Genomic DNA, 23501 nt, shown 5'->3' on the forward strand with positions numbered 1-23501 from the left:
GTGTATATACTTTAAAATAATAATTATCAATAGAGGCTTTTACGTTAACTTTAGCGTGTTGTAGAGATAAATTTTTATAAGCTAGTGCTTGTTTTAGGTGATGATACTTGGAAATAAACAATCTAACTATCTGTTTTAATTTAACTTAATTTTTATTGCTTAGCGCTAAGTTGATAACTATTAAATAATTAACAACTTAGCTTAAAATTATACTGAATAACAATACAACATGTATGATAATAGAGGACTAGATGCTTCTAAGGCTTTAGTGCTACCATGATATTTCACATGGAAAATGAACATCATATTTCAAAGACACTTTTCGATAAGTGTGGCTAAGTTGAAGAGTTAATAATAAAAATTTATGGCTAACAATACATTTACACCTGAATTACTTGAACAAAATTTTACCCTAAATGAATGGAAAAAAGGAACAAGGATTTTTCAAAACAAAGGTGTGAAAACTTGCGCCCTTGATGGAGAAACTATTCGAGGTGTCGTTTTTAGTGAGCGTTCTCGAGAGAATAGTTATTTAACGCGTTTAGTTTTTAATAATAAGTCCGGTGTTATTGCCAGTTATTGTGATTGCTATATTGGCCGAGATTGTAAACATGGCGCGGCGTTAGCACAGTGCTTTATTCTCCAAAACTTTGATGAAAGAAGTACCGCTTCTTCTGAAAAAGTGATTGAAAAATGGATTAATCGTTTTCAAGCACAGCCGAGTCGTTATCAATCTAATAGTCAACAAAAATCCTTACTCTATTTCTTAAAGCCAAATAGCTATAACGAAGACGATTATCTTACCTTAGAAATTAAATCTACGCGGCCGAAAAAAAGTGGTGGTTGGAGTAAATCGCTTATTAGTGAATATTCTACTACATCATTAATTAATAGTGCTTATGCCAATAATGATGATGTAGCAGTACTTACCGAGCTTATGCGAACGAATCAATTTGGTGAGAATATTAAATACTTTGATTTGTTTGAACGCATAATTAACACTAAACGTTGTTTTTGGCATGCCAATTATGACTTAGATCAAGCGATTACTTTAGGTGAGCCGTTAGAGGCAAACTGGCAATGGTTATCACTAGATAACAGCTTACATACTCTACAACTGGTTTTAAAAGAGCCTTCAACGAGTATACATATTATTAAAGCACAACCACTGTGCTATTACGATGAAGAACATAATTGCTTTGGAGAAATTAAAACTAATACGCAATGTGATTTTGAAGCTGATTTACTTAATTCGCCTATTTTTGAAGAAGATAAACTACCTTGGGTAATAAATAAACTCTCAATGTCATTAGGAGATGCCTCGCAACGTTTACCTAAACCTAAAACGCAATTCTCACAAGAATTAACGAGACCTGAGGTGTATTTACATTTTTCGACACCGGCAAGAGCGGAGCCTCAGTCAGGATATGTAAAAGTTAGTTTTTCTTATCAAGGTCAATTAGTTAATCCGCATAATGAAGATGCCACTGTTAGTGATACTGTTAACAATACTAAGCTGTATCGAGATTTAGCCTTTGAACAATCGGTAGTCGATAAACTCGACACCTTGCATTTTTCAGTGCAGCCTAAGCGTAAAGCGTATACCCATCAGGGGTTTTTAAAGAAAGAAAAACCAGCGGAATTTTTAATGCTAATGCAAGGCCGTTATTTTTGGCATCGCTTTCTAGATCAAAAATTACCTTTGCTGAAAGAATTAGGCTGGCATATAAGTTTTACTGATGATTTTCATTATAAAGCATTAAGCACTGATAGCGTATTTGATGCCGAAGTAATTGAAACGGGCGATCATGATTTTTTCTCATTAGGGTTAAATTTGACTATTGATGGTAAAAAAATGCCAGCATTCCCTATTTTGATTAGCGCTATTGAACAATTGCCTAGATCAGCACTTTTTAACGAAGAAAGTATTGATAATGAAGAGGGAGTTAAGGATAAAGAATTACTTATTGAACCTAATTCACCTATTTATGTTGATTTAGAAAATGGCGAATTTGTTGCCTTACGCTATGAAAGTGTTCAGCCAATTTTAAAACAATTTATTGAATTGTTTATGCCTAATGCGTTAAATAAAGACGGGACTATGGAGTTGTCACGCTTTCAAAGTCATCAAACATTATCCATGCTGGATGACCAAGGCATGGTCGCAACTGGTACAACTAAATTAAGAGCACTGGCTGATAAATTAAAAAACTTTCAACAAGTTGATTCGGTTACTGTACCAGAAGGCTTAAATGCAACATTAAGAGCTTATCAGCAGCAAGGATTAAATTGGCTGCAGTTTTTGCGAGAATATCAATTAAATGGTATTTTGGCTGATGATATGGGGCTAGGTAAGACCATTCAAACTTTGGCGCATTTGCTAATTGAAAAACAGCAAGGTCGAATGACTAAACCTGTATTAATTGTGGCACCGACGAGTGTTATTTTTAACTGGGCAAATGAAATAGAAAAATTTACCCCAGAACTTTCTTATCAGATATTACATGGTACAAAACGTAAACAGCATTTTGGTTGTCTTGAAGGAGATGGTGGCATTGAACAACAGGTTGATGTAATTATCACCAGTTATGCCTTGATAACTAAAGATTTAGAACATTATTGCGAGCAACAATTTTATTACTTGATTCTTGATGAAGCACATTATATAAAAAACACTAAAACTAAATTATATCAATCGTTTATGCTGCTTAAGGCCAAGCATAAATTATGTTTAACGGGTACGCCTATGGAAAATCATTTAGGCGAATTTTGGGCACAATTTAATTTTTTACTACCTGGTTTTTTAGGCGGGCAAAAGCAATTTACTAAGTTATTTAGAACCCCAATTGAAAAGCACGGAGAGCAAGAGCGTAAACAGCTATTAAATCAACGTATTAAACCATTCATTTTACGCAGAACGAAAGACAAAATAGCGACTGAGCTACCCAAGAAAACGGAAATTATTCAAACGTTACGTATTGAGGGTAAACAAGCTGAATTGTATGAGTCTGTTCGTTTAGCAATGGATAGCCGTTTAAAAGATATTATTGCTGATAAAGGTTTAAAACGCAGTCAAATTGAAGTGCTAGACGCGTTATTAAAGTTAAGACAGGTTTGTAATCATCCTAAGTTATTATCACTTAAGGGAGCTGAAAAAGTTAATCAATCTGCTAAGCTTGATTACTTAATGGAAACACTACCTGAACAAATTGCTGAAGGTCGTAAAATACTTATATTTTCTCAGTTTACCAGTATGCTTGCGCTGATTGAAGATGAGTTAGTAAAAGCGAATATAGGTTATGTTAAATTAACAGGATCAACCAAAAATAGGCAAGAAGTTGTTGATAAATTTCAAGCAGGCGAAGTTCCAGTATTTTTAATTAGTTTACGTGCAGGCGGTGTCGGCTTAAACCTAACAGCGGCTGATACAGTGATACACTTTGATCCCTGGTGGAATCCTGCAGTAGAAAATCAAGCGACGGATAGGGCTTATCGTATTGGACAAAATAAGCCGGTTTTTGTTTACAAGTATATTATTGAAAATTCGATAGAAGAGAAGATTCAGAAAATACAACAAAATAAAGCAGAGTTAGCTAAAGCACTATTATCAGAAGAAGTAAGTGATAACAAACTAAGCTTAACTGATGATATTTTAAGTTCATTACTTGCGCCACTAAGCTAGAATAGCGATAAACTTAGTCAGTAGCCTAGCTAACTTGCTTGAAGTCGTTTTAACTAGTGGTAATACTAGTTAAAACGCTACTTATTCAATAAACTTGAAATTAGAAAGTATATTGTGCTCTTAAAGTAATAGCATTTCCTGCGTCAAATTCACTACTGTTTTTTAATTGCTTGGTTTTTATATAGTCAGCCATAAATTTCAGGTTTTTGTCCATGGTATAGTTTACGCCGACCGAATAAATTTGTGCTTTCTCTGCTTCTTCAACTAATTCCAATTGACTATATCGGCTTGTTAACTCCCAACCTGGTGTAATGACCCTGCCTAATTCACCTTTTTTGTATTCTCGGTTATCACCCGACAATTGATAGCTTACTTGTAAGTAGCCACCTTCATAATCATACTCTTGTGAATTAACATCAGTTACTCGGGCTTTCTGCCATTCTGCCGTTGTCGTAAAACCATGTTGTTGCCATAGAAATTCTATTCCTTGTAAAGAAACATCTTCAGCTAATAGATCTGTACCTTCAAATAAAGAATCAGAAAAATTGACTTCAAGCGGTTCATTAATACGATATTCACTACCATCAAGATCGCGCTCACTAAATGCGACACCGAGGTGAACCAGATTATTTTCTTGTTGCCAAGGAAGCCAAGTCAATCGGCCTGTTATCGCTGAACTACTTTGAGTTTCGTCGGGTCTAAAATAACCAAGTTGCCATGTAAACGATGAGAAATCACCCGATAAATTGGCCCCGATAGAACGTCCAGGACTAAGAGCTTCGGTAACTAAGCTGCGCTCCATCATCATGGTGTTGCGTGAACTGGTTAACTTTTCTAAGCCAAAGCCTTCTTTTTGTTGTCCTAAGGTAAGATCCGCCCATTGCCAGCCACTATATTTTAGATACGCGTCTTTAATTTCTGCTGTGTCATCCGAAAATCCTAGTTGTAGTTTTGTTTTCCAATTATCATCAATTTTATTTTTAAAGCTAAGTCGAGCGCGACGAATAGCTGTTTCGCTTGTTGGCTCGCCCTCATTTTCTAAAAAGGAATCGTCAAAATCGTTATGATCAATCATAACGTAACCACTGATATCAACATCATTACTTTTTGCTTGTAATATTGGGCTAAGTACACAGCAAGATAATGTAAATGTTATTAATTTTGCAAGTAAGGGAGTCTGGTTCATAGTATTACCTCTAGCTCGTTTTAATTAGAGTTTGTGAAGCTGTATGAGTCGCATTGCTGGCTTGCGGGCTATAACTCACCGTTAATTGAGCGGTATCACGTAGAAAGTCGATATGTTCAATTTCTACAGTTTCAACTTGTAAGCCCGTTCTTACCCTTAAGTCGTTAATCAATATATTTCTATTTGCAGGCGTTATGTTTTCTATTCGTTCATAACAAATACTCTGTGTTAGATAACCTTTGCTAAATAGTTTGGAGTCCATTACAAAAGCGAGCAGACAAATCACAATGTTAAGTGTCATTAAATCCATTAAGTTCATTTGACCAACCGATGTTAATAAAGCAATCGCGGTTACTAAAAACAAGTAAGTCATTTCTTTAATAGAAATCGATTCAGTGCGGTATCTGAGCATAGTGAAAACAGCAAATAGTCCGAAAGAAAACTCCATAGACATATCAACGCCATGTAGAAGGTAAGTGATCACAAAAATACCCACACCAAATAAAACAAAGGAACTTGCTACGGTTGAGTTTTTGTTAACGCGATAATAACAGGCGTAACATAATAGAAATAATGACGCTAAGTTTATGAAAAAACGGGTGATAAAAATGATGTCTAATTCAGTCATACTAATTACTCTTTAAAAATGAAGTTTGCTCAATGCGGTTAAGTTTTTCTATATGTGACAAAATGGCTTTAAATTGATTCGATTTTATTGACGTGTTGTATAGCAATGCGCAGCCAATACAGTACTTACTAAAAGAAGTAGGAAAAATATTGTTGGTGCTCATTAGTTGATAAAAAAGTGAGCGTTTAGACTTTTTATTTTGTTTAAGCTCTGCAATAAAAAAACCAGGAAGTTTTACGTTGTTATTTCCTCTGCGGTCTTGGTACCAAAGATCAAAGTCTAGCGTTAGTCGTTCTGCCTGTGCTTCGTTAGCCAATGCAATACGCTTGTAGCCACCTTGTTGGCTGATATCTAGGGTATTAACGTTGATATGCATTTTTTTATCAATAAATTGCGCACATCGAGCATACTCATTTTCTTCACCAGCAAGCTTAATTCGACTTTTGATGGTACGTTTTTTATTGTTTTTTAGTTTTACTTCTAAAAATTCAGTATTCGTATCAACATAACGACGACGACGTACTTTATAGCGGTTTAATTTACCATTATGGTGATCGTGGTACAGTGACATATTAGGTGTGTCAAAATACTGATTGTGGTAACTAGAAACTCGATTACTGTTTATTTCAAGTACGGTATATGAGCTTTTTAACTGTATAAGTAAATCAGGTAAAAATGCTAATGGCAGAATAAATTTACTATCCACCCTATTCATTAAATTAGCCGCATCAAGGTCATTAAGGCCATGACTGTTAAATAAACTTAATGCTTCTTCTAATGATGGATGGGGCGAAATTTTTGTATCTGCTAATACGCTCGCTTCATCAATATTTATTTTGTTTTTTATATGTAAATCAGGGCTTTGAAAAAAATCATTGTTGTTACCATGATCAAAATTAGGTTGCATAATTTCCATTGGTTTCTCGCTCAAAATTAATAGTGATAGACGGGGAATACAGAGACAGAATTGAGAGTTATATGAGAGGGCTCGCTTCTGTCACTATAATTATTATTGAGTCTTAACGCGGTGGACCACCAACTGAGCTACTACAAAAACCACTACCATTATTGGTTGAAGGAAGATCACCTAGCAATTGCTTAGTCATATTCTCTACACGGTAGTCGACAAACTCGGTTAAGCCAAAAAAGTTACTCACTGTCGAATTAAGGTTTTGCTCGAATGCAGCTTCACCATAAAAAGCACTTGGATCGTTCGCTACATGTTCACGAATTAAATCTGCAATTTCTGTGACACGTGCACTGAAAGTACCACTTGATAAAGGCCCGTCAATTAATTGCCATAAATATTCATGGTAAATAGCTAAGCTGTCATCATCGGCGAATACATTAGCAATCATAGGTCTATCAGCCAGAGCACCACTGGTTGGCTCGTCGATATAAAGCTCTCTCATATCGGCATTACAGTTCATAGAAAATGTGCCAAAAGACTCATTAAAATCCCAAGGTAGGAAACTAAAGACGCCATCTTGTTCATAAATGTAGTAGTTATGCGCTAAAGTACCGTGATAACTGTCGAGGTTTGATAAGGCAACACTAACTGACATATATCTAAGTAAGCTATCAGTATCAATTACGTCAGTAGAGCCATTATCCATTTGTTCAACAAAATTGATAAAGGCACCGTTATCAGTGGTTTCTTCGTTGGTTTGTAAATTAATGTCACTGTAGCTATCAATGTCACCATTTATCCAGAGCAGATCGCTACCTGTACCGTCTGGCTTGTATAGGTCACCATTCGAGTTAGTGAAGTGATTCTCTAAAAATTCACCATCAATCGCTTCAACCATAAGGTATAAGCCAAATAGTTCACCGTTGACGTAGAAGTTAACATAAGAATTTTTTGGTGTTGCTACGCCCATTTCATCTAGCAATTCGTAGGCGATCACTTCACGCATATAAGAAGGATCGTTAAAAGAGTTTTGAAGGGTAAACTTCTTCAGACCAAAGAATTTTTGTCCGTCAACATATTCATTAATATCAAGTTTAAAGCTATATCGGTCACTGGTTGATTGTGCAACGCTGCTTAAACTGGAACCACCTTTAGTTCGAATAGCAACACTGTCTAACGTTACACCATTAAAGGTGATGCTGGTTTCATGGTATTCTTCGTCAAGCGGGTTCTCTAAAATATCTTGCCAGTTTTCGGTACTGATATTAATGTATAAATCATTAACAACACTTAAGTTAAAAGCGGTCGCTAGTTCATTTTCTCTACCAGGTGTTGGTGTTAAAAAGTCTTTATCCCAGCTGGTTTCGCTGCTATTGGAACTATCGCTTAATCCATAACTAAAGCCAGCAATAACATCACTGTCGTCCCAATCGATATAATCAACGGTTTCATCATTTAATATAAGACTTAATTCGTCTGTTTTACCTAGTTTAAAAGGAACGTAATAATCATTAGGATCTTCATCTGTTGCGTAGATAACGATATATTCATTAGGCGCTAAAACAACGTCAGGTAGTGTTACGGGATCAATGTCATCACTTTCATCAATAACTTGATAATTTGCAAGAGAAATATTGGTAGTGCCATTGTTATATAATTCAAACCAATCATTGCCGCCATCAATATCACTTGCCACTATTTCATTAATTAATAATGGGCCATGAAGTGCTGTGCTGTTATAAGCTTTAGGTGAAGGTCTCAGTGTTTGGGTTCCGTCACTGCCATCAGGAAAGCGACCATAACTATAATTAATTAATGCTTGTCCTTTACTCCATTTTAGTTGGTCAACCAGATCATCGCCTTGATATAAGCTTAATTGGTCACTTGAGCCTAGCTTTAAGTTAACGGTCTCGCTATTTTCTATCTCATCACTTGTCGCATATATTTGGTAAAACTCCCCTGGATTCAGTGTTATGCTAGGTAGAGAAAATAATTCATTATTTTCATCTGCTATGGTGTAGTCACCTAAATAAACCGCAGTATCTCCAGTAGCATAAAGCTCAAACCAGTCATAACCTCCGTCACTATCATTAGCGACAATTTCATTAATACGTAGTGGTGCATCTTCGTTAAGTATTACATCGCGAATAACTACTTCAGTGGCAGTGTATTCTATATTAGCCTCTCCAGGGGTTGGTGATAACGTTTGCTCACTCCCTGAGCCATCAATGAATAGCCCATAACTAGTGCCTTCGATTGCATCGCCTTCTTCCCAATCTAATTGATCTACTTGCACATCATCTTTAAATAAGGTGACAGCATCATCACTACCTAGTTTAAATGTTACATAATAACCATCGGTAGGTGGGGTGTCGGTTTCATCAATGGCTTGAATAACAATAAAGTCGCCTTGAGCTAATGTAATATCAGGTAATGCTTGAGCAGCGTGTTCTGTACTATCATCCACTATACTATAACTTGATAAATTTACTGGGCCTTCAAGCGCATATAGCTCAATCCAATCGTTACCATCATCTGCAGCGCTGGCGACAATTTCATTGATAATCAAGCTTGAAAACGTTGAGGGTTGTGTTATTTCAGTTGAATCATTGACGGTTGGGTCACTTTCAGTAGAACTATCTTCACTACTCGAATCACCACAGCCGAATAACAAGCTGCTACTGAGTAATAAAGTATAAGATAAGAGAGGTGAATATTTCATTTGTTAGCTTCTTAAAAAGTCATACGAGAAGGACACTTTATTAAGAGACGGTGCAAACAATGTGCAACAAATGAGGAATGTTACAATAATATGACAAAATTAAAAAAGCGTTGCCCTTATAAGAGCAACGCTTTTTTCAGAACAACACTGAATATATACCCGTTACCAATCAATATGCGTATTTCAGAGTGCTTGAGCGATATCAATTCAAGGCAGTGTTTTGTAATAATGGTCGTTCCCTTATAAAAAGCACTAACGAAGAAGTGATTTTGCTCAAGCGCTTCTTCGATGGGTCTAAAAACAATTTATGCCGCGTTATTAACTTTAGTAAGGGAATAACCATGACGTAAACTTAATGCCTTGCCTAAATTGTTTTTAGTTCCCACTGAAACCTGCATCTTGAATGGTAACGGGTATAAACAAGCTAAATATTAAAATCAGTGTAAGTTTTATGCAGTGGTATTAATAATGGATTCACCATCTTCAATATCAAATTTTTGGTAAACTTGCGTTAAGATAGATTCCTTATCTTCATCGCTTAGTTCGTTACTGCTGCTTGCTGCTAACTTTTCTTCCATTAGTTCTGCTAAGTAATCAACCATTGAAGTAATTTCTTCCGTACTTTGTTTCGGCGGTGGCGGTGGTCTGTTACCGTCTTCAGATACGTTGGCTATGTCACCAATACTTTTTGCGTCAAAACCTAAATCAGACATCGCTTTTTCCATTGCTCCACTAGGCTGAATTCCAGCTTGTGACAGGGTTTCGACAATGTTAAGGGCATCTGATTCGCTCAAATTTTCTGCATCATATTGCGATAATGTTTCGCTCAGAATGCTTTGTTGATCTTCAGTTAAACTTTGTCCTGTTCTTTGTTGTGGCATTTGCATGCTAGAGCTAATGTTATTAATCATTATGAGTTACCCTTACGATTTTGTGGTCTTGGCGGCTTATGGTTAGTAAATTCTTCATTACTTATCACGCCATTGTTGTCAGTATCTATTTCATCGAATACGGTTTGATGGTCACCATGCGGCAGTTCATGAGATGAAAACTCATCAAAATCGATATCACCATCACTATTACTATCTATGGATTCAAAAGTAGGGCGAGATGGTCTATCTCCGTCATTTTGAGTGTTTTTTGCTAATACTTGGTTTGAGGCTAAGACTAATAATGTAACGACTATTGCCTGCTTGATATATATATTCATAAAATCTCCTGTTGCTGCATGGTTAATATTGTGAATAACCATGTTCAAAATTACTATGCAAAGCTATTTTTCAAAGTAATATTAACAACAGAAATTGCAAATAATGTGCAAGAAAAGAGGAAGTTTTAGAATTGCTATCATTAATAAATAAAACAAAATAAAAAGGATATTTATTACGCAGAAGTTCCGTTAATTAAGGCACGGTATTAATACTGTAAAGCTTTATAATTTCAAGTAAGCTACAACATTAAGCGATAACCTGTACCGTAAACAGATTGAATCCAGTCTTTTCCTTCACTTATATCAGCGAGCTTTTTGCGCAATTTTTTGATGTGACTATCAATAGTGCGATTATTTACAATACGTTGATCTGAATACATGTTTTGCATTAATTGTTCACGGGTAAAAATTCTTTCAGGCTTGTTTGCTAAAGGCTTTAACAATTGAAACTCTACCGAGGTTAAGGCAACTTCTTGATTGTGGAACTCAACGGTAAAACGGTGTTCATCAAGTTTGAGTATTTCGGTATTATAGTGAATTGTTTGGGTTCTTCTTAAAACGGCTTTAACTCGAGCAACAACTTCGCGCGGGCTAAAGGGTTTGCATATATAGTCATCTGCACCTAATTCTAGCCCTAATAATCGATCTATTTCCTCAACTTTTGCGGTGACGAGTAAAATAGGAATATTAGAAAATTGACGAATTTCTTTGCATATATCTATGCCGTTTTTACCTGGTAGCATAATGTCGAGTAAAATCACGCTAGGTTGATGCTCTTTTACCCAAGTAATAACCTCATCACCATGATGAATCAAATGAGGCTCATATTCGGTCAATTTGAAATAATCAGCTAACAACTCTGCAAGTTTAATTTCATCTTCTACAATCAATATTGAATTTGACATTTTAGTACTCTCAAACAGGAATAAGTGTGAGTGAATTATGTATTATTAAACTATAGGTAACTTAATAATAATGGCTAAACCACCAAGAGGTGAGTTTTCAGCGGTAATTTCTCCTTGATGTGCCATGACAATATGCCGACATATCGACAGACCCAAACCAGAGCCGCCAGTTTTTCTATTTCGAGAATCTTCAACACGGTATAAATGCTCGAATAAATGGCTCAAATGAATATCGTCTACGCCGACACCATTATCTTCAAATTTTATCAATACGTTTGAGCTATGATTAGTATTTTCAATGCTTAAAGAGATGTTAAAGCATGTAGCGGTTGAGTATTTTATTGCATTATTAATGATATTCTCAAATGATTGACAAAGGCGAGTTTTATCGATGAAGACATTAATTTTTTCATCGATAATGTCAGTAGTAAGTTTGATACCAGCGTCATTCAAATAACTATGATATGTATCTATTACACTATGCATTAATTGTGTTAATTCTTCATTTTTCTTACGATAGCGCATTCCTCCAATGTCAGCACTGGTAAGTAAATTTAAATCGTCAATTAATCGTTGAAGGTGTTTTACTTCATCATTTGCTGAAGCAATATTTTTTTTATTTAGTGGTCTAACTCCATCTAACATAGCTTCTAATTCACCACGTAAAATAGCTACAGGAGTACGCAATTCATGAGAAATATTAGCGAGCCAACGTTTTCGGGTAATTTCATTCTCTGCCAAAGAATGTGCTAATTCATTATAGTCCCTACTTAATCTGCCAAGTTCATCTTCTCTGTTTAAGTTGATGGATTGCTGATAGTCACCTTGGGTGAGTTTATGCATACCTTGGGTAATTAATTTTAGAGGTTCAACTAAATGTCGCGTTAATGGTAGTGTTACTAAGGCAACTAGGCTCATAACAAATAATGCTATAATCCATAAGTAATATTGTTGCTGTTCAATAAAGTCGACTTCGTAACCTTGGGTAAGTTGATTACGTTTAGAAACAGCAAAATAGCCTACGATAGTATCATCAACGATTACTTCTGTTTTGCTGTATTCAATTTCCTCAATATATTTACCAACCACCAGGTTTTTATTATGATCAAGTAATGCATAAAATGCTTCATTTTCTCGGGGTGGTGGTGTTCTTCCCTCATGGAAGTCATTTCTAGGTGGCCGACCTTGTTCTTCTGCAGGACGCATTGGTGGCGGGCGACGAAAAGATAAATGTTCAGGTGAGCGACTTTTTTGTTTTGAGGTAAAGTTACTGTCAGCAAGTTGCTTGGAAACTAAGCGGATAAATTTACCATGACGTCCTTTCATGCTAAGCCAATTATTTTTTATCTGATATTCTTTAGCTAGCTCGATTACCACGGGCTCTAGCGCTTCTATTTCTTTGGTATTTACATAGTTAATCATGCCTTTACCAATGCTCCATTGCATCAGGAAGACTAATAAAGCGACGAGTAAAAAACTAAAGCTAAATAAAATCAAAAATAATTTATTTTGAATTTTCATTTGAAAATACGATCCTAGTCCAGTCGGGATAAATCAAGTGTAATATCGCAATATTCACACTTTTCAACAATGCTTAAGCATAACTAAACAATGTGCAAACTATGTGCATAAACCAGAAATAATGGAAGTAAAATAACAGAACCAATTTTTATGATTTTATTCGGCGCGTGTTACGTTATTTCTGCCATTGGATTTACCAAGATAAAGTGCTTTATCAGCACTTAACACGATTGAATCTACCGAGGTTTTTTGTGCTTGAGATACAGTGACAACACCTAATGTTAAGGTAATAAATGCGCTAGTTATTGATTTTTCGTGGACAATTTTCAGATTTTCTACTGCCGAGCATAAGCGTTCCGCAACAAGAGTTGATTCGGCTATTGAGGTATTTGGTAGAATAATGGCAAATTCTTCGCCACCATAACGGCAATTGGCGTCGGTAATACGGGCTACATTTTCAATAATGCATTGAGCTACTTGCTTAAGACACTCATCTCCTTTTTGATGTCCATAAAAATCATTAAAAAGTTTAAAGTGGTCTATATCAGCAATAATAAGCGAAAGCGGTTGTTTTTGACGGCGATGTCTACTTATCTCTTCAGTTAAGCGTTTATCAAAATATCGTCGATTATATAAACCGGTTAAGCCATCTTGATAGGTAAGTATCTCTAATTGCTTATTTACTGCTATAAGGTCTTTAGCTTGGGCATTCAATGACGCAGTTTTTTCCATGACTTGCTCCTCAAGTGCAACAACAAACTTTTTCTGTCTATCAATTTCTTTTTGTTGTAGTCGTGTTCTAAAATAAATAAAGATAAATATCGTTAGAATAGAAACTAATACGTATAGACTATAAGCCCACCACGTTTTCCAGGGAGGGGGAGATACAACGAGGTCAATGGACAATATTTTCTTGCCCCATTTACCGCTACTGTTTGTTGCTTTCACCAATAATTTATAGGTACCACCATCTAAATTGTTAAAAGAAACTATATTCCTATTGCCCATGTCAATCCAGTTTTCATCGTATCCTTCTAATTTATAGGCATACATATTTTTAGTGGGAGAAACAAAGTCTAATACCGAAAATTCAAAAGAGAAAAAATAATCAAGATAAGATAGTTGTATTTCACTGATATAAGCGTGAGGTGTATCAAGTTTGACAGGTTTCCCCATTTTATTGAAACCAGTTAATACAATATTAAATTCATGATCATTTGTTTCAATAGGTGAGGTACTAAAAAATTCAACACCTCGTTGACTACTGGTAAAGAGAGTTTCATTAGCAGCTTTTACTAGACTACCAGGGTAATAATTTAGGCCTAATAACCCACTATAGCGATCAAAGTTAGTTACCTCTTCGGTTTGCGGATTTAATTTTGAAATTCCTTTGTTAGTTGTTAGCCACAAATTGCCATTGTTATCGTCGGTAATTGCACGGATTAATGATGTAGGTAACCCATTTTTCTTGCCAAAATGTTTAAACGTTTTAGTTTTAGAAGTATATAAATTAAGCCCTTTTTGTGTGGCAATCCACAATTTCCCATCTTGTGATTGATAGATATCTTGGACGATCTTCCCTAATAAACTACCTGTTTTATTTATATCATGCTTAAATATAGTAAACTTTTGATTCTCTTCATCCCAAAGGTTTAACCCATCACCAGTACCAACCCAGATCTTTTGTTCATTGTCTTTATATATTTTTAATACTTCTGGGTGAGATAGGCCCAAAGCGTCATCTAAGTGGGTGAAACTATTAGTTGATGGATTATAGTGATAAATACCGTTTTTATATGTTCCTATCCAAATAATGCCATGACGATCAATGTTAAGTGCTCGTATCTCTCGAAACTGTTTGTAATGTGGATCTGATGGAGGATATTTTACTAATTGAACTTGTTTAGTAATGAAGTTAAATTTAGCTAAGCCATCATCCTGTCCAAGCCATATACTGTTTACTCCATCTGAAACCATAATAGGCTTATCGAATAACCTATTTCCTTCATAGCTATTCTCATTACTAAAAATATTTGGTGATAATGTTTCTAACTTTTGTGATGATACGTGCCATTTATACAAGGCAGATAATGATGATGCAATTAACACATCGCCATTAGGATCAGCAGTGATGCCATTAGGAGCTGTTAAATTATTACTATTAATAGTTTTAAATTTTCGTTTTGGTATTATTTTGTAAATACCGTGATTCTCATTAGTAACCCATAATGTTCTGGAGCTATCTTCAAAAGCTATTCTTAAACCATGACTGTATTCAAGCTCAAATTTTTCAATGTGGGAACTTGAGTGTAGTTGATGAAATAAGCCTTTACTCGTCACAAACCAAATATTACCTTTATGGTCTTCAATCATTGAATTGACTTGACCTAAATTTTGATCGATTAACGTTTCTAATGAGCTAAAAGTACTATTTACTTTATCAAATATAAAGGGCCCTTTTTGAGTGCCAACATAAATTTTATTTTTTGACGTTTTTAAAATGCTTCTAATTTCGTTTGCGCCTGTAGGCGTTAAATTTTCTGGGTCTGGGAGGAAATGGGAAAAAGTATGGTTCCGCTTATTATATAAATTTAAGCCAAAGCTCGTCGCTATCCAAAGGCTATCACTATCGTTATCTTCAATATCCCATATTCTATTATGAGATAAACTTGATTCGGTGCCTTCAACTTTTTGAACGTGCTCAAAGCTATTACCGCCAAGATATTTATTCAAGCCATGTTCATAGGAGCCTAACCAAATAGTACCTTCTTGATCGTGATACAAGCTTTGTATGCGGTTAGATGAAATAGAATCAGCACGTTTTACATCATGAATAAAATATTTAAATTCTCCGGTAGTAGGATCATACAGGTTAGCGCCACCTCCCCATGTACCGATCCATATCTTTCCTTCACGGTCTAACATCAGATTGCCAGCATAATTATGGGATAAACCAGTAGTACTAATACCGTCAGACTCAAAAAGAGTGACTTTACGGCCGTCGTAGCACATAACGCCATTTTCACCGGTACCAAACCAAAGTAACCCTTGAGTATCTTGAATAATGGAGTAGATTTCTGACGCAACAAAACCATCTTCTGCTGTTAACATTTCAACAGAGTATTCGTTAGTTAGTTGTGAAGGACGTTCATTACTGAAAGCAGGTAAAATAATGCCAGTAAGAAATATAATAAAACATGTAAATTTATTAAAAAACAATAAAATATATCCCCTAAACCTGAATGTGCTAACAATAAAGTGCGTTTAAAATATAATAATATTATCTTAGTGTATTTAACTGCGTATTTCTATCATCAATCAATATAAGGTTGCTGGTAAGTTAATATAATAATTGCTGATACTATTGTTAATGAGGAAACTTAGCTCTATTAATGTAGAGCTAAGCTTGCTTAGTAAAATAAACAGGAAATGATTAAACAGATAATTCTATACGCGGTTGTGCGTTTTCGCTACTGTCTATTTTAGGAGAACATAATAACAGCCTTGATGAAGCAATGCCGCCATGCTCTATAATATAATCTTTAAACGCGGCTTCTCGTTGCTCGGCAATTTCTTTGAGTTGATTAATATGTTTTGCATCTGTTATTTTGGTGCCAGCACTCAGATTAATATCGCCGGGGACACTAATACCACAAATATTTACTCGGGTTTTTTCTTTATCTTGCATTAAGGCGATAAAACCTTGTAAGTAGGCCTGTTGTGCTTCATTTGGTTCTATTTGTTTGGTTTGATATATTAAATCATCAAAACGTAATTTTAAGGCAAATTCACCTACGCTCATCGCAACAGAAACAACATTTGCATAAGGGACGAATGTCGTCATAACGTACTCTTTTGTAGCCATCCAAATAGCTTTTTGGGTTATTAAAGTGACGATACTACTCATACCAAAATTTGGATCTGAGGTTGAACCTGATAGCGGCACATCAAGCTCTACATCACCATGACCATCTTTAAGCATGCCAAGCGCCATATTAAAAGGTAATGCGCCTTGCTCAATCAGAGAGCCTGCTTCATCACTGCCTGCTACCGCTGTTTCTAAACTTCGTAATAGAATAAGGATCTTACCATTAAGCTCTTCCCCTGTTAGCGTCACATTAATATCAGTATTGAGTTGACCACTTTTTAGTTCCATATTTACTGCTTTTTTCATGTAGCGAGAAACTGCTGGTAATGAAAGTTCTTGTAAAGAGCCTTCTAAATGATGTTTTTGAGTTTGAGAAAAGGGCAGGGTGAACCCCTTAAAATCAAAGTGAGCATATTTATTAATGCGGCCTTTTAATTCGAATGGTGTTTGCTCTTCTTGTTTGCTAACTGCATTACTTAATGCACCTAGTGTTAGTGTGTCTATAATCACTTTACTTTGCATCATAGGTTCAACACTATTATCTAACAGTGTTAGCTGGTTATCATTTATTAATGAAAACTCGTTTAATGAAATAATAAAGGGAGCGTCTTGTGTTGGGTCTGCAACTTCAACAACGGCGACCATTTCTTCTTGCGCTTCATCTTTTTCAGATCCATCTTTTGCTATAGGTAATGACACTAAGTTAGCTAACGCACTTTCTTCATTTAAAATTAGGTTACTTTGTAAGCTATCTAAAATGATTGTATCGATAGAGAGTTGTTTGGCATTAGCAAATACATCTTTGACACTAAATTGTTTTAAAGTCACGATAGGGGGATGTACAGTATCTTCATTTTTTGACCCATAAATTTCGTCAACAATAAAATTTGCTATTTTTACTTGTGGCTCGCCGTTAGTTAAATAAAAGCTAATATCTTGTAATGCTAATTGCTTAATGTAAGCTAATTTTTGACTGGCTTTTTCATAATGCACCTCTGCATCATTCAGCGTTACTTGGCTCATACCACTTAACTCAGTAATTTCATCGCCACTGAGTGTCAGCAGTAGATCATCGATATTTGTTTCAAAGTTTTTAAGGGTAACAAATTGTTGTTGATAACCAACAATAAGGTCTGTGTTGCTAAGTTCAGCTTTATTCACATGTAATTTAACTATATCTGACGCGATAGTTAGCTTTTGCTGACTTGTAAAAGAAAGCAAACCACTTAATTCAGATAGTTCGGCGACGTAAGGTTGTACTTTTTGAATTGGGTAACCGTTGAGTGATAACTGACTATTTACTTCACCTTGTCCGTTATCAAACACTGCATCAGCTGTTAGTTCCAGTGCTGTGCCATCGACAACACTTTGCAGACTTAAGAGCGCCGTTTGAGATTTAAGATCAGCTTTTACTTGGCTAATTAATAGCTCATCGATGTTTATCTGGTGATTAATCTCGTTATTATTGAGTTCAATATTGACTGTATTTAATGATAATCGTGGCAATATTAGCTGAAATGGAAGTGGCTCTGATACAGTTTCAGGTGTTTTTTCTTCAGGTGTAGCATCACTTTCTTTATTTAAATCAATACCTGCAATGATTAGCTGAGAAGGCGTTTTTACAACGTTAAGATAAGCATCATTTAGTTCAAATTCACTAACGACAACCTCGTCGAATAATAAACGATATAAGGTTAAGCGAACGGTTAACTTATCTAAAGAAAATACTTTTTTTTCTTCATTACTAAATAATGCAAAATCTTTAATCGTTAATTGGCTTAAAAAGGGGTTGTAGTAAATGCTCGCTTCAGACGATAGTGTTAATCCCTGTTCTTGTAATACAGGTTCAATAAAGTACTTACTAACAGGAGATGAAATACCCCAAATAATCAGATAGATACTTATAAATATTGCGGGGATTATTTTTAGTAATTTATGTGAAAACAGTGATTTTTTTGGAGTAGAAGCAGGTGTGTTCATAGATAAGTAAATACGTCTTTGTTAATATATTTTTATTCAAAATAAGGAAGTTCAATAATAACAGATAAACCATTATCTGCGTTATTTTTAGCAAAAATTTCACCTTGATGTGTGATAATGGCTTGTTTCGCTATTGCTAAACCTAAGCCTGTTCCACCTGTCGCCCGATCTCTGGCAAGATTAACTCGATAAAATGGTGTGAACAGCTGCGTTAATGATTCTTCAGGTACACCATTACCCTTATCGCTAACGACTAAAATAACTTTTTGCTTGTCTATCGATAATTGAACGTTAATAGTACTTTGCTCTGGGCTATATTTCACCGCGTTGTTAAGTACGTTACTAATGGCACTTGTGAGTAAGGTTTGATCAGCTAATAACATTATTTTAGCGGGAGCATTATAGTTAATACTGATCGACTTTTTATCCGCAATAAATTGTTCATCGTTTATGATATTTTGTATTAGTGTTGAAAGGTTAACTTGTTCATACTCTGCTTTTTGCAAGGTATTCTCTAAGCGAGATAGCACTAATACATTTTCAATCATGTGATCTAATCTATCTATTTCTCGTTGACAACGTTGTAAATATTGCTCACGTGCTTGTGGCGTTGTTGATTCTTGTTGTGCTAACCCCAGAGCCATCTGAAGCCTTGTCATAGGTGATCGTAGTTCATGTGAAACATCACCTAATAAGCGTCTTTGTGAGCTTTGGTGTTGCTGTAATTGCTCTGCCATTTTATTAAAACTATTAGCTAATTGTTCTAACTCGCCGCTAAGCTGACCTACGCCTTCAACACGTGAATCAAAATCACCTTGGCCTAATCTTGTTGTCGCTTTTTTAATTAATCGAATAGGCTTACTAAATGAATGTGCTAGTAGCAAACAAAGTAAAAAGCTAATCAAGGTTGGCGTCACAATACGCAACCAGTAGGGAAGTGATTGAACAATTTGACTAATGTTTGGTTTGTGAACTTTACGCGAAATAAATAGTTGATAAGGTTGATTATTAATATTGATTAGTACGGGGCCTACTATTTCCGTATGCGAAAAAAAGCTAGTTGTGGGTTGCGTAAAAGTATTCTCGCTAAGGTAATCGGTTAATACGCGTTGAAAATTTTTCGGTAATGGGATAGCGCTAACAATCCTTGAATTACCATCGATACTTTTTAACCAAATATTAAATGGGGTTAGAGCAAGTCTTTTTTTTTGTAGCGTTAAGAATTGCTCAATATTTTCTGCTTTATTACGCTTGATACGTTTTGCCATTTTATTGAGCTGATAAAGTTCATCAGGTTTTGATTTATGACTAACTACTTCACGAATAACATCATTGGATAGCTGCTGTGAAATCCAGCGTGTGCTAATTATAGATGTAATTGCAATGAGCCAAAACCAGACAAATAGTTTAATGGTAAATGAAGATAATAAGGTTTTTATTTTAGAGGAGGCTTTGATTAGGGACATGTTAACTATCTTCACCTGTTAAGAATAAATACCCTGCACCGCGGACGGTTTTTATTTTTTCAGTGGTACAAAATGGTAGAAATTTTCTACGAATATTACCAATATGTACATCAATGCTACGATCAAATGGACTAAGCTTTCGGCTTAATACTTTTTCTGAAATAGTATCTTTAGAAATAATTTTGCCGTGATTTTCCAATAATAAGGTTAATATTTGGTATTCAGTACCTGTGAGTTCAATTGGGTTATCATGGCAAGAAGCTGCTCGGATAGCATGGTTTAGTGCTATATCATTTACGGTTAAAATAGATTTTTCTTGTTCGTGACCTGCTTCAAGGGGAGACTGGCCTTGTTGGCTCGCTAATTGAATCCGGCGTAAGATGGCATTTATACGTGCTAATAACTCTTGATGGTGAAAGGGCTTTGCTAGGTAATCATCAGCGCCTAATTCTAAGCCTCTAACTTTATCGTTATGATCGCCTTTAGCTGTTAACATTAAAACTGGCGTTTTATGCTCTTGACCCAGCGCCTTCAATACTTCAAAACCATTAAGTTTGGGCATCATTACATCAAGTAATATTAAATCGTATTGATTCGTGAATGCCTGCTCAAGTCCTGACTGACCGTCAAAGCAACAATGAACAAGGAAGTCCTGCTGAGCTAAATAATCGGCTAAAAGCTCTGCTAACTCATGATCATCATCAATTAATAATATGTGCTTTTTATTCAAGAGAATTTTTACCTTATGTTAGAAGTACAATCATTTTACCTTAATCATTATTAACTTGTACTTCATTGTGTAACCTTTACTTAATCTTTACATTGGCTTTGCGTTTCTTTGCATTGAATTACTTATACTAGCTTTCGTGAAATTTATTTAACCTTTGGAGCCAACAATGAATATTACTAAACCAATGAAAACTATTGTTTCTATTTCTGCAGTCTGTGCCGTATTAGCTTTTACCGGTATGTCTAACGCCAATGTATCATCAGAAGATAATGTGGAGACTAAATCACATAAACATTATCAAAAAAGTGAACGTCATCATAGAGGTAAAGATATGATGAAAAAAATGAGTAAATATCTTGGCCTTTCTGAAGAACAAAAAACTCAGATGAAAGCGATTAAAACTGCAGCTAAAGAGCAAGATGTTTCTTTACGAGCAGAAATAAAACAATTCAAAGAAGCTGAAAAACTATTGCTACAAGCAGAAAAATTTGATGAACAAACCTATATCGCTTTACATGACTCTTATAAAGAAACGTTTGCGCAAATGGCATTAGCCAAAGCAAAAACGAGAAATGCAATGTTTAATGTCTTAACGCCAGAGCAGCAAGTAAAGTGGGAGAGTAAGATGGAGCAAAGAAAAAGCAAGATGCAAAGAAAAGGAAAAAATAAAAAGGCAAAAAGTGAAGATGTTAGTGAAAGCTAACTATGTAAACTAAACGCAAACACCTTAGACATTTGGCTTTCTACCGGCTTCCCGTTAACTTTAGCGGGTAGAAATCGCCATTGTCTTATTGCTGAACGAATTGAATTTTTAAAATAACTGACTTTTTGTTGATTGATAAATTGAAGGTTTTTAACCTTACCATTAATGTCGATAGTAAAGTTCACTTCCACTTCAAGCTCAATACCTTTACGTTTGGCGATATTTGGATAAATAGGGTTTACAGATTTTAGTTTTTTCGCATTACGTCTAATTGGTGCAATAGTTATAACTTTATCTTCTGGTTCTATATGAGCACTAGCTGAAGTAACAGCTGTTTTACTGATAGCATGATTTAATAAGCTTGACTCTTTTGATGTCTCGTTCTTATCGGCATTAGTAGTAAACTCATTATTTAGCACCGAATTGTGCTGAGATTTTTTGCTGGCATGATTACTAATAAATGTATTCGATAAATGTGAGTCATCTCTTAATTGTATTAGCTCTTGTTGATAAGCGCTGTTAGACGTTGTTCGTTCAAATGCTTTTGTCACCATTAATGAATCATTGTTTACATTATTTTTACTTAATTGTTCAGGTTCAGTTGCAGTATTTTGCGATGAATTCTTTAGCTGAATAGGTTCATTGGAATTAGGCTGTAAATTATTTAAAGCTAATGAATTACGTTTAATAATATCCATGTCTGATTTTTTTTCTATTGGCCTATCTACAGATACTAAAGTCGTTAATATATTATTCGTTGATAGCTCTTTTTTACCTAATACCGTTTTAAAGGTGTTATCAGCAGGTTTATTAGGTGATGGTGTTGTAATACTAGGTAGATTTTCACTAAAAATAGGTGAGAGCAGTGTTACGTTATTGTTGAGCGTGTTTTGATTTTCTTCACTTTTGGTTGTTTGTTTCCACGGTGTTTCATCTGGCCAAAGGTCCAGCAGTGGCATAGTCAGTAATTGTTTGCTTGACAGCAATACTATCGAGAAAATAATGGTAGCACTAGCAAACCATTTACTGATGTTATTATTGGGAGCGCAATGATGGTCAACTAAACGAATAACACGTTGTTTTAAATCACCGCCTGACGCTGCCATGGCCATATTAGGTATCGTATTATTGTGAATTTTAGTACATAAAGAAGCGGTATCTGCTAATGTGTGTGCATAAGCTATTGCGTCACCGCAGTGTTGTACGGCAATATCATCGCTACAATATTCACGTTCGTTACGCATTTGTTTAGAAACCCATGATACCGCCGGGTGGAAAAACAATAATATCTCGACCAACGTCTGTAAAAAATTAACGAGGTAATCATGACGTCGAATATGGGCAAGTTCATGCAAAATCAACATTTCAAGTTGTGCATTATTTAAACCGCTGATCATTGAAGCAGGAATTAGTACAACAGGTTTAAGCCAGCCAATGGCCATTGGCACATCAACTTTTAATGAAATCAATAGTCGTGGCAATATGCGTAGACTGATTTGTTTTGCCAATTCATCAAAGCGCTTTTGTAACTTATCACTTGGCTCTACCGTACCTTGGAGCGGAAGTTTATTAACAGTAGATATTTCTATTAATAACTTACTTGCTAATAAGGTCACAGTTGCCAGCCATAAAATTGATAAATAAGGCAATAATATATTAAGGGTTTCTATTAACTCTTTATAATTAAATAGCGAATCAGGTTGTTCTAATTCTTGTATAAATTCATTTAACGCAAAAGAGTTTACAAAGAAGTGAGTTGACGAAACCTCTGTTTGATAAATAACAATAAAAGTTATCAGTGGTAGTAGTAAATTAATCAACATAGCAAATGCAGATAAGGCATAACGCAATTGAGGTTTACTATTATTGAAAATAAGTAATGCTGATTTTAGTACGATAGCCACTAATAACCCTTGCCACAAAAAGTGCAATAAGGTGAGTGCTAAACTAGTTAGCAATGGGCTAGTAAATACGTTATCTAACATTTTTA

At 35.2% G+C, this 23501-nt stretch carries 15 protein-coding genes; 2 read left to right on the forward strand and 13 right to left on the reverse strand.

Going from position 1 to position 23501, the window contains the following annotated elements; all coding sequences use genetic code 11:
* Window positions 1-364: 364 nt before the first annotated feature.
* Window positions 365-3682 carry a DEAD/DEAH box helicase gene (locus Q4503_RS12250; protein WP_303602445.1) on the forward strand — a complete coding sequence of 1106 codons (3318 nt, stop codon included), beginning with the start codon at window positions 365-367 and terminating at the stop codon, window positions 3680-3682.
* A 100-nt stretch (window positions 3683-3782) separates the two neighbouring features.
* On the opposite strand, the gene Q4503_RS12255 is transcribed toward Q4503_RS12250, so the two are convergent.
* From Q4503_RS12255 to Q4503_RS12310, 12 genes are all read right to left on the reverse strand, one after another.
* Window positions 3783-4868 (reverse strand): OprO/OprP family phosphate-selective porin, encoded by a 1086-nt coding sequence (locus Q4503_RS12255; protein ID WP_303602446.1) that lies wholly within the window; start codon window positions 4866-4868, stop codon window positions 3783-3785.
* A 10-nt stretch (window positions 4869-4878) separates the two neighbouring features.
* Window positions 4879-5496 carry a DUF4956 domain-containing protein gene (locus tag Q4503_RS12260; RefSeq protein ID WP_303602447.1) on the reverse strand — a complete coding sequence of 206 codons (618 nt, stop codon included), beginning with the start codon at window positions 5494-5496 and terminating at the stop codon, window positions 4879-4881.
* A 1-nt stretch (window position 5497) separates the two neighbouring features.
* Window positions 5498-6412, reverse strand: a complete 915-nt coding sequence (locus Q4503_RS12265; protein WP_303602448.1) for a polyphosphate polymerase domain-containing protein — start codon at window positions 6410-6412, stop codon at window positions 5498-5500.
* Window positions 6413-6515: 103 nt separating this feature from the next.
* On the reverse strand, window positions 6516-9128 hold the full coding sequence (locus tag Q4503_RS12270) for a CotH kinase family protein (RefSeq protein WP_303602449.1): 2613 nt from the start codon (window positions 9126-9128) through the stop codon (window positions 6516-6518).
* 449 nt (window positions 9129-9577) lie between these two features.
* A complete protein-coding gene (locus Q4503_RS12275; protein ID WP_303602450.1) occupies window positions 9578-10039 on the reverse strand; it encodes a hypothetical protein in 462 nt (153 codons plus the stop codon).
* Window positions 10039-10338: an EF-hand domain-containing protein gene (locus Q4503_RS12280; protein WP_303602451.1), complete on the reverse strand. Its 300-nt coding sequence runs from the start codon at window positions 10336-10338 to the stop codon at window positions 10039-10041. The genes Q4503_RS12275 and Q4503_RS12280 overlap by 1 nt, the downstream gene beginning before the upstream one ends.
* A gap of 239 nt (window positions 10339-10577) precedes the next feature.
* Window positions 10578-11243, reverse strand: a complete 666-nt coding sequence (locus Q4503_RS12285) for a response regulator (RefSeq protein ID WP_215973981.1) — start codon at window positions 11241-11243, stop codon at window positions 10578-10580.
* A 45-nt stretch (window positions 11244-11288) separates the two neighbouring features.
* Entirely contained in the window at window positions 11289-12764 is a 1476-nt protein-coding gene (locus tag Q4503_RS12290; protein ID WP_303602452.1) for an ATP-binding protein, read from the reverse strand.
* A gap of 156 nt (window positions 12765-12920) precedes the next feature.
* Entirely contained in the window at window positions 12921-15983 is a 3063-nt protein-coding gene (locus tag Q4503_RS12295; protein ID WP_303602453.1) for a diguanylate cyclase, read from the reverse strand.
* 214 nt (window positions 15984-16197) lie between these two features.
* Window positions 16198-18612, reverse strand: a complete 2415-nt coding sequence (locus Q4503_RS12300; protein ID WP_303602454.1) for a DUF748 domain-containing protein — start codon at window positions 18610-18612, stop codon at window positions 16198-16200.
* 32 nt (window positions 18613-18644) lie between these two features.
* On the reverse strand, window positions 18645-20078 hold the full coding sequence (locus Q4503_RS12305) for an ATP-binding protein (protein WP_303602455.1): 1434 nt from the start codon (window positions 20076-20078) through the stop codon (window positions 18645-18647).
* Between the two features lies 1 nt (window position 20079).
* Window positions 20080-20808, reverse strand: a complete 729-nt coding sequence (locus Q4503_RS12310) for a response regulator transcription factor (protein WP_215973976.1) — start codon at window positions 20806-20808, stop codon at window positions 20080-20082.
* A 166-nt stretch (window positions 20809-20974) separates the two neighbouring features.
* Between Q4503_RS12310 and Q4503_RS12315 the strand changes: the two genes are divergently transcribed.
* Window positions 20975-21511: a Spy/CpxP family protein refolding chaperone gene (locus tag Q4503_RS12315; RefSeq protein WP_215973975.1), complete on the forward strand. Its 537-nt coding sequence runs from the start codon at window positions 20975-20977 to the stop codon at window positions 21509-21511.
* Here Q4503_RS12315 and Q4503_RS12320 read toward each other — a convergent pair.
* Window positions 21508-23496, reverse strand: coding sequence for a M56 family metallopeptidase (locus Q4503_RS12320; protein ID WP_303602456.1), 1989 nt, complete (start codon window positions 23494-23496; stop codon window positions 21508-21510). The genes Q4503_RS12315 and Q4503_RS12320 overlap by 4 nt on opposite strands.
* Between the last annotated feature and the right edge of the window lie 5 nt (window positions 23497-23501).

The organism is Colwellia sp. 6_MG-2023, assembly GCF_030547765.1.
In the GTDB taxonomy this organism is placed as follows: Bacteria; Pseudomonadota; Gammaproteobacteria; order Enterobacterales; family Alteromonadaceae; genus Colwellia.

What these genes read in the sequence shown, in the direction of transcription:
- Q4503_RS12255 (WP_303602446.1), bottom strand. Translation starts at nt 4,868, where the DNA reads ATGAACCAGACTCCCTTACTTGCAAAATTAATAACATTTACATTATCT.
- Q4503_RS12250 (WP_303602445.1), top strand. Translation starts at nt 365, where the DNA reads ATGGCTAACAATACATTTACACCTGAATTACTTGAACAAAATTTTACC.
- Q4503_RS12315 (WP_215973975.1), top strand. Translation starts at nt 20,975, where the DNA reads ATGAATATTACTAAACCAATGAAAACTATTGTTTCTATTTCTGCAGTC.
- Q4503_RS12320 (WP_303602456.1), bottom strand. Translation starts at nt 23,496, where the DNA reads ATGTTAGATAACGTATTTACTAGCCCATTGCTAACTAGTTTAGCACTC.
- Q4503_RS12275 (WP_303602450.1), bottom strand. Translation starts at nt 10,039, where the DNA reads ATGATTAATAACATTAGCTCTAGCATGCAAATGCCACAACAAAGAACA.
- Q4503_RS12300 (WP_303602454.1), bottom strand. Translation starts at nt 18,612, where the DNA reads ATGAACACACCTGCTTCTACTCCAAAAAAATCACTGTTTTCACATAAA.
- Q4503_RS12260 (WP_303602447.1), bottom strand. Translation starts at nt 5,496, where the DNA reads ATGACTGAATTAGACATCATTTTTATCACCCGTTTTTTCATAAACTTA.
- Q4503_RS12285 (WP_215973981.1), bottom strand. Translation starts at nt 11,243, where the DNA reads ATGTCAAATTCAATATTGATTGTAGAAGATGAAATTAAACTTGCAGAG.
- Q4503_RS12265 (WP_303602448.1), bottom strand. Translation starts at nt 6,412, where the DNA reads ATGGAAATTATGCAACCTAATTTTGATCATGGTAACAACAATGATTTT.
- Q4503_RS12290 (WP_303602452.1), bottom strand. Translation starts at nt 12,764, where the DNA reads ATGAAAATTCAAAATAAATTATTTTTGATTTTATTTAGCTTTAGTTTT.
- Q4503_RS12270 (WP_303602449.1), bottom strand. Translation starts at nt 9,128, where the DNA reads ATGAAATATTCACCTCTCTTATCTTATACTTTATTACTCAGTAGCAGC.
- Q4503_RS12280 (WP_303602451.1), bottom strand. Translation starts at nt 10,338, where the DNA reads ATGAATATATATATCAAGCAGGCAATAGTCGTTACATTATTAGTCTTA.
- Q4503_RS12305 (WP_303602455.1), bottom strand. Translation starts at nt 20,078, where the DNA reads ATGTCCCTAATCAAAGCCTCCTCTAAAATAAAAACCTTATTATCTTCA.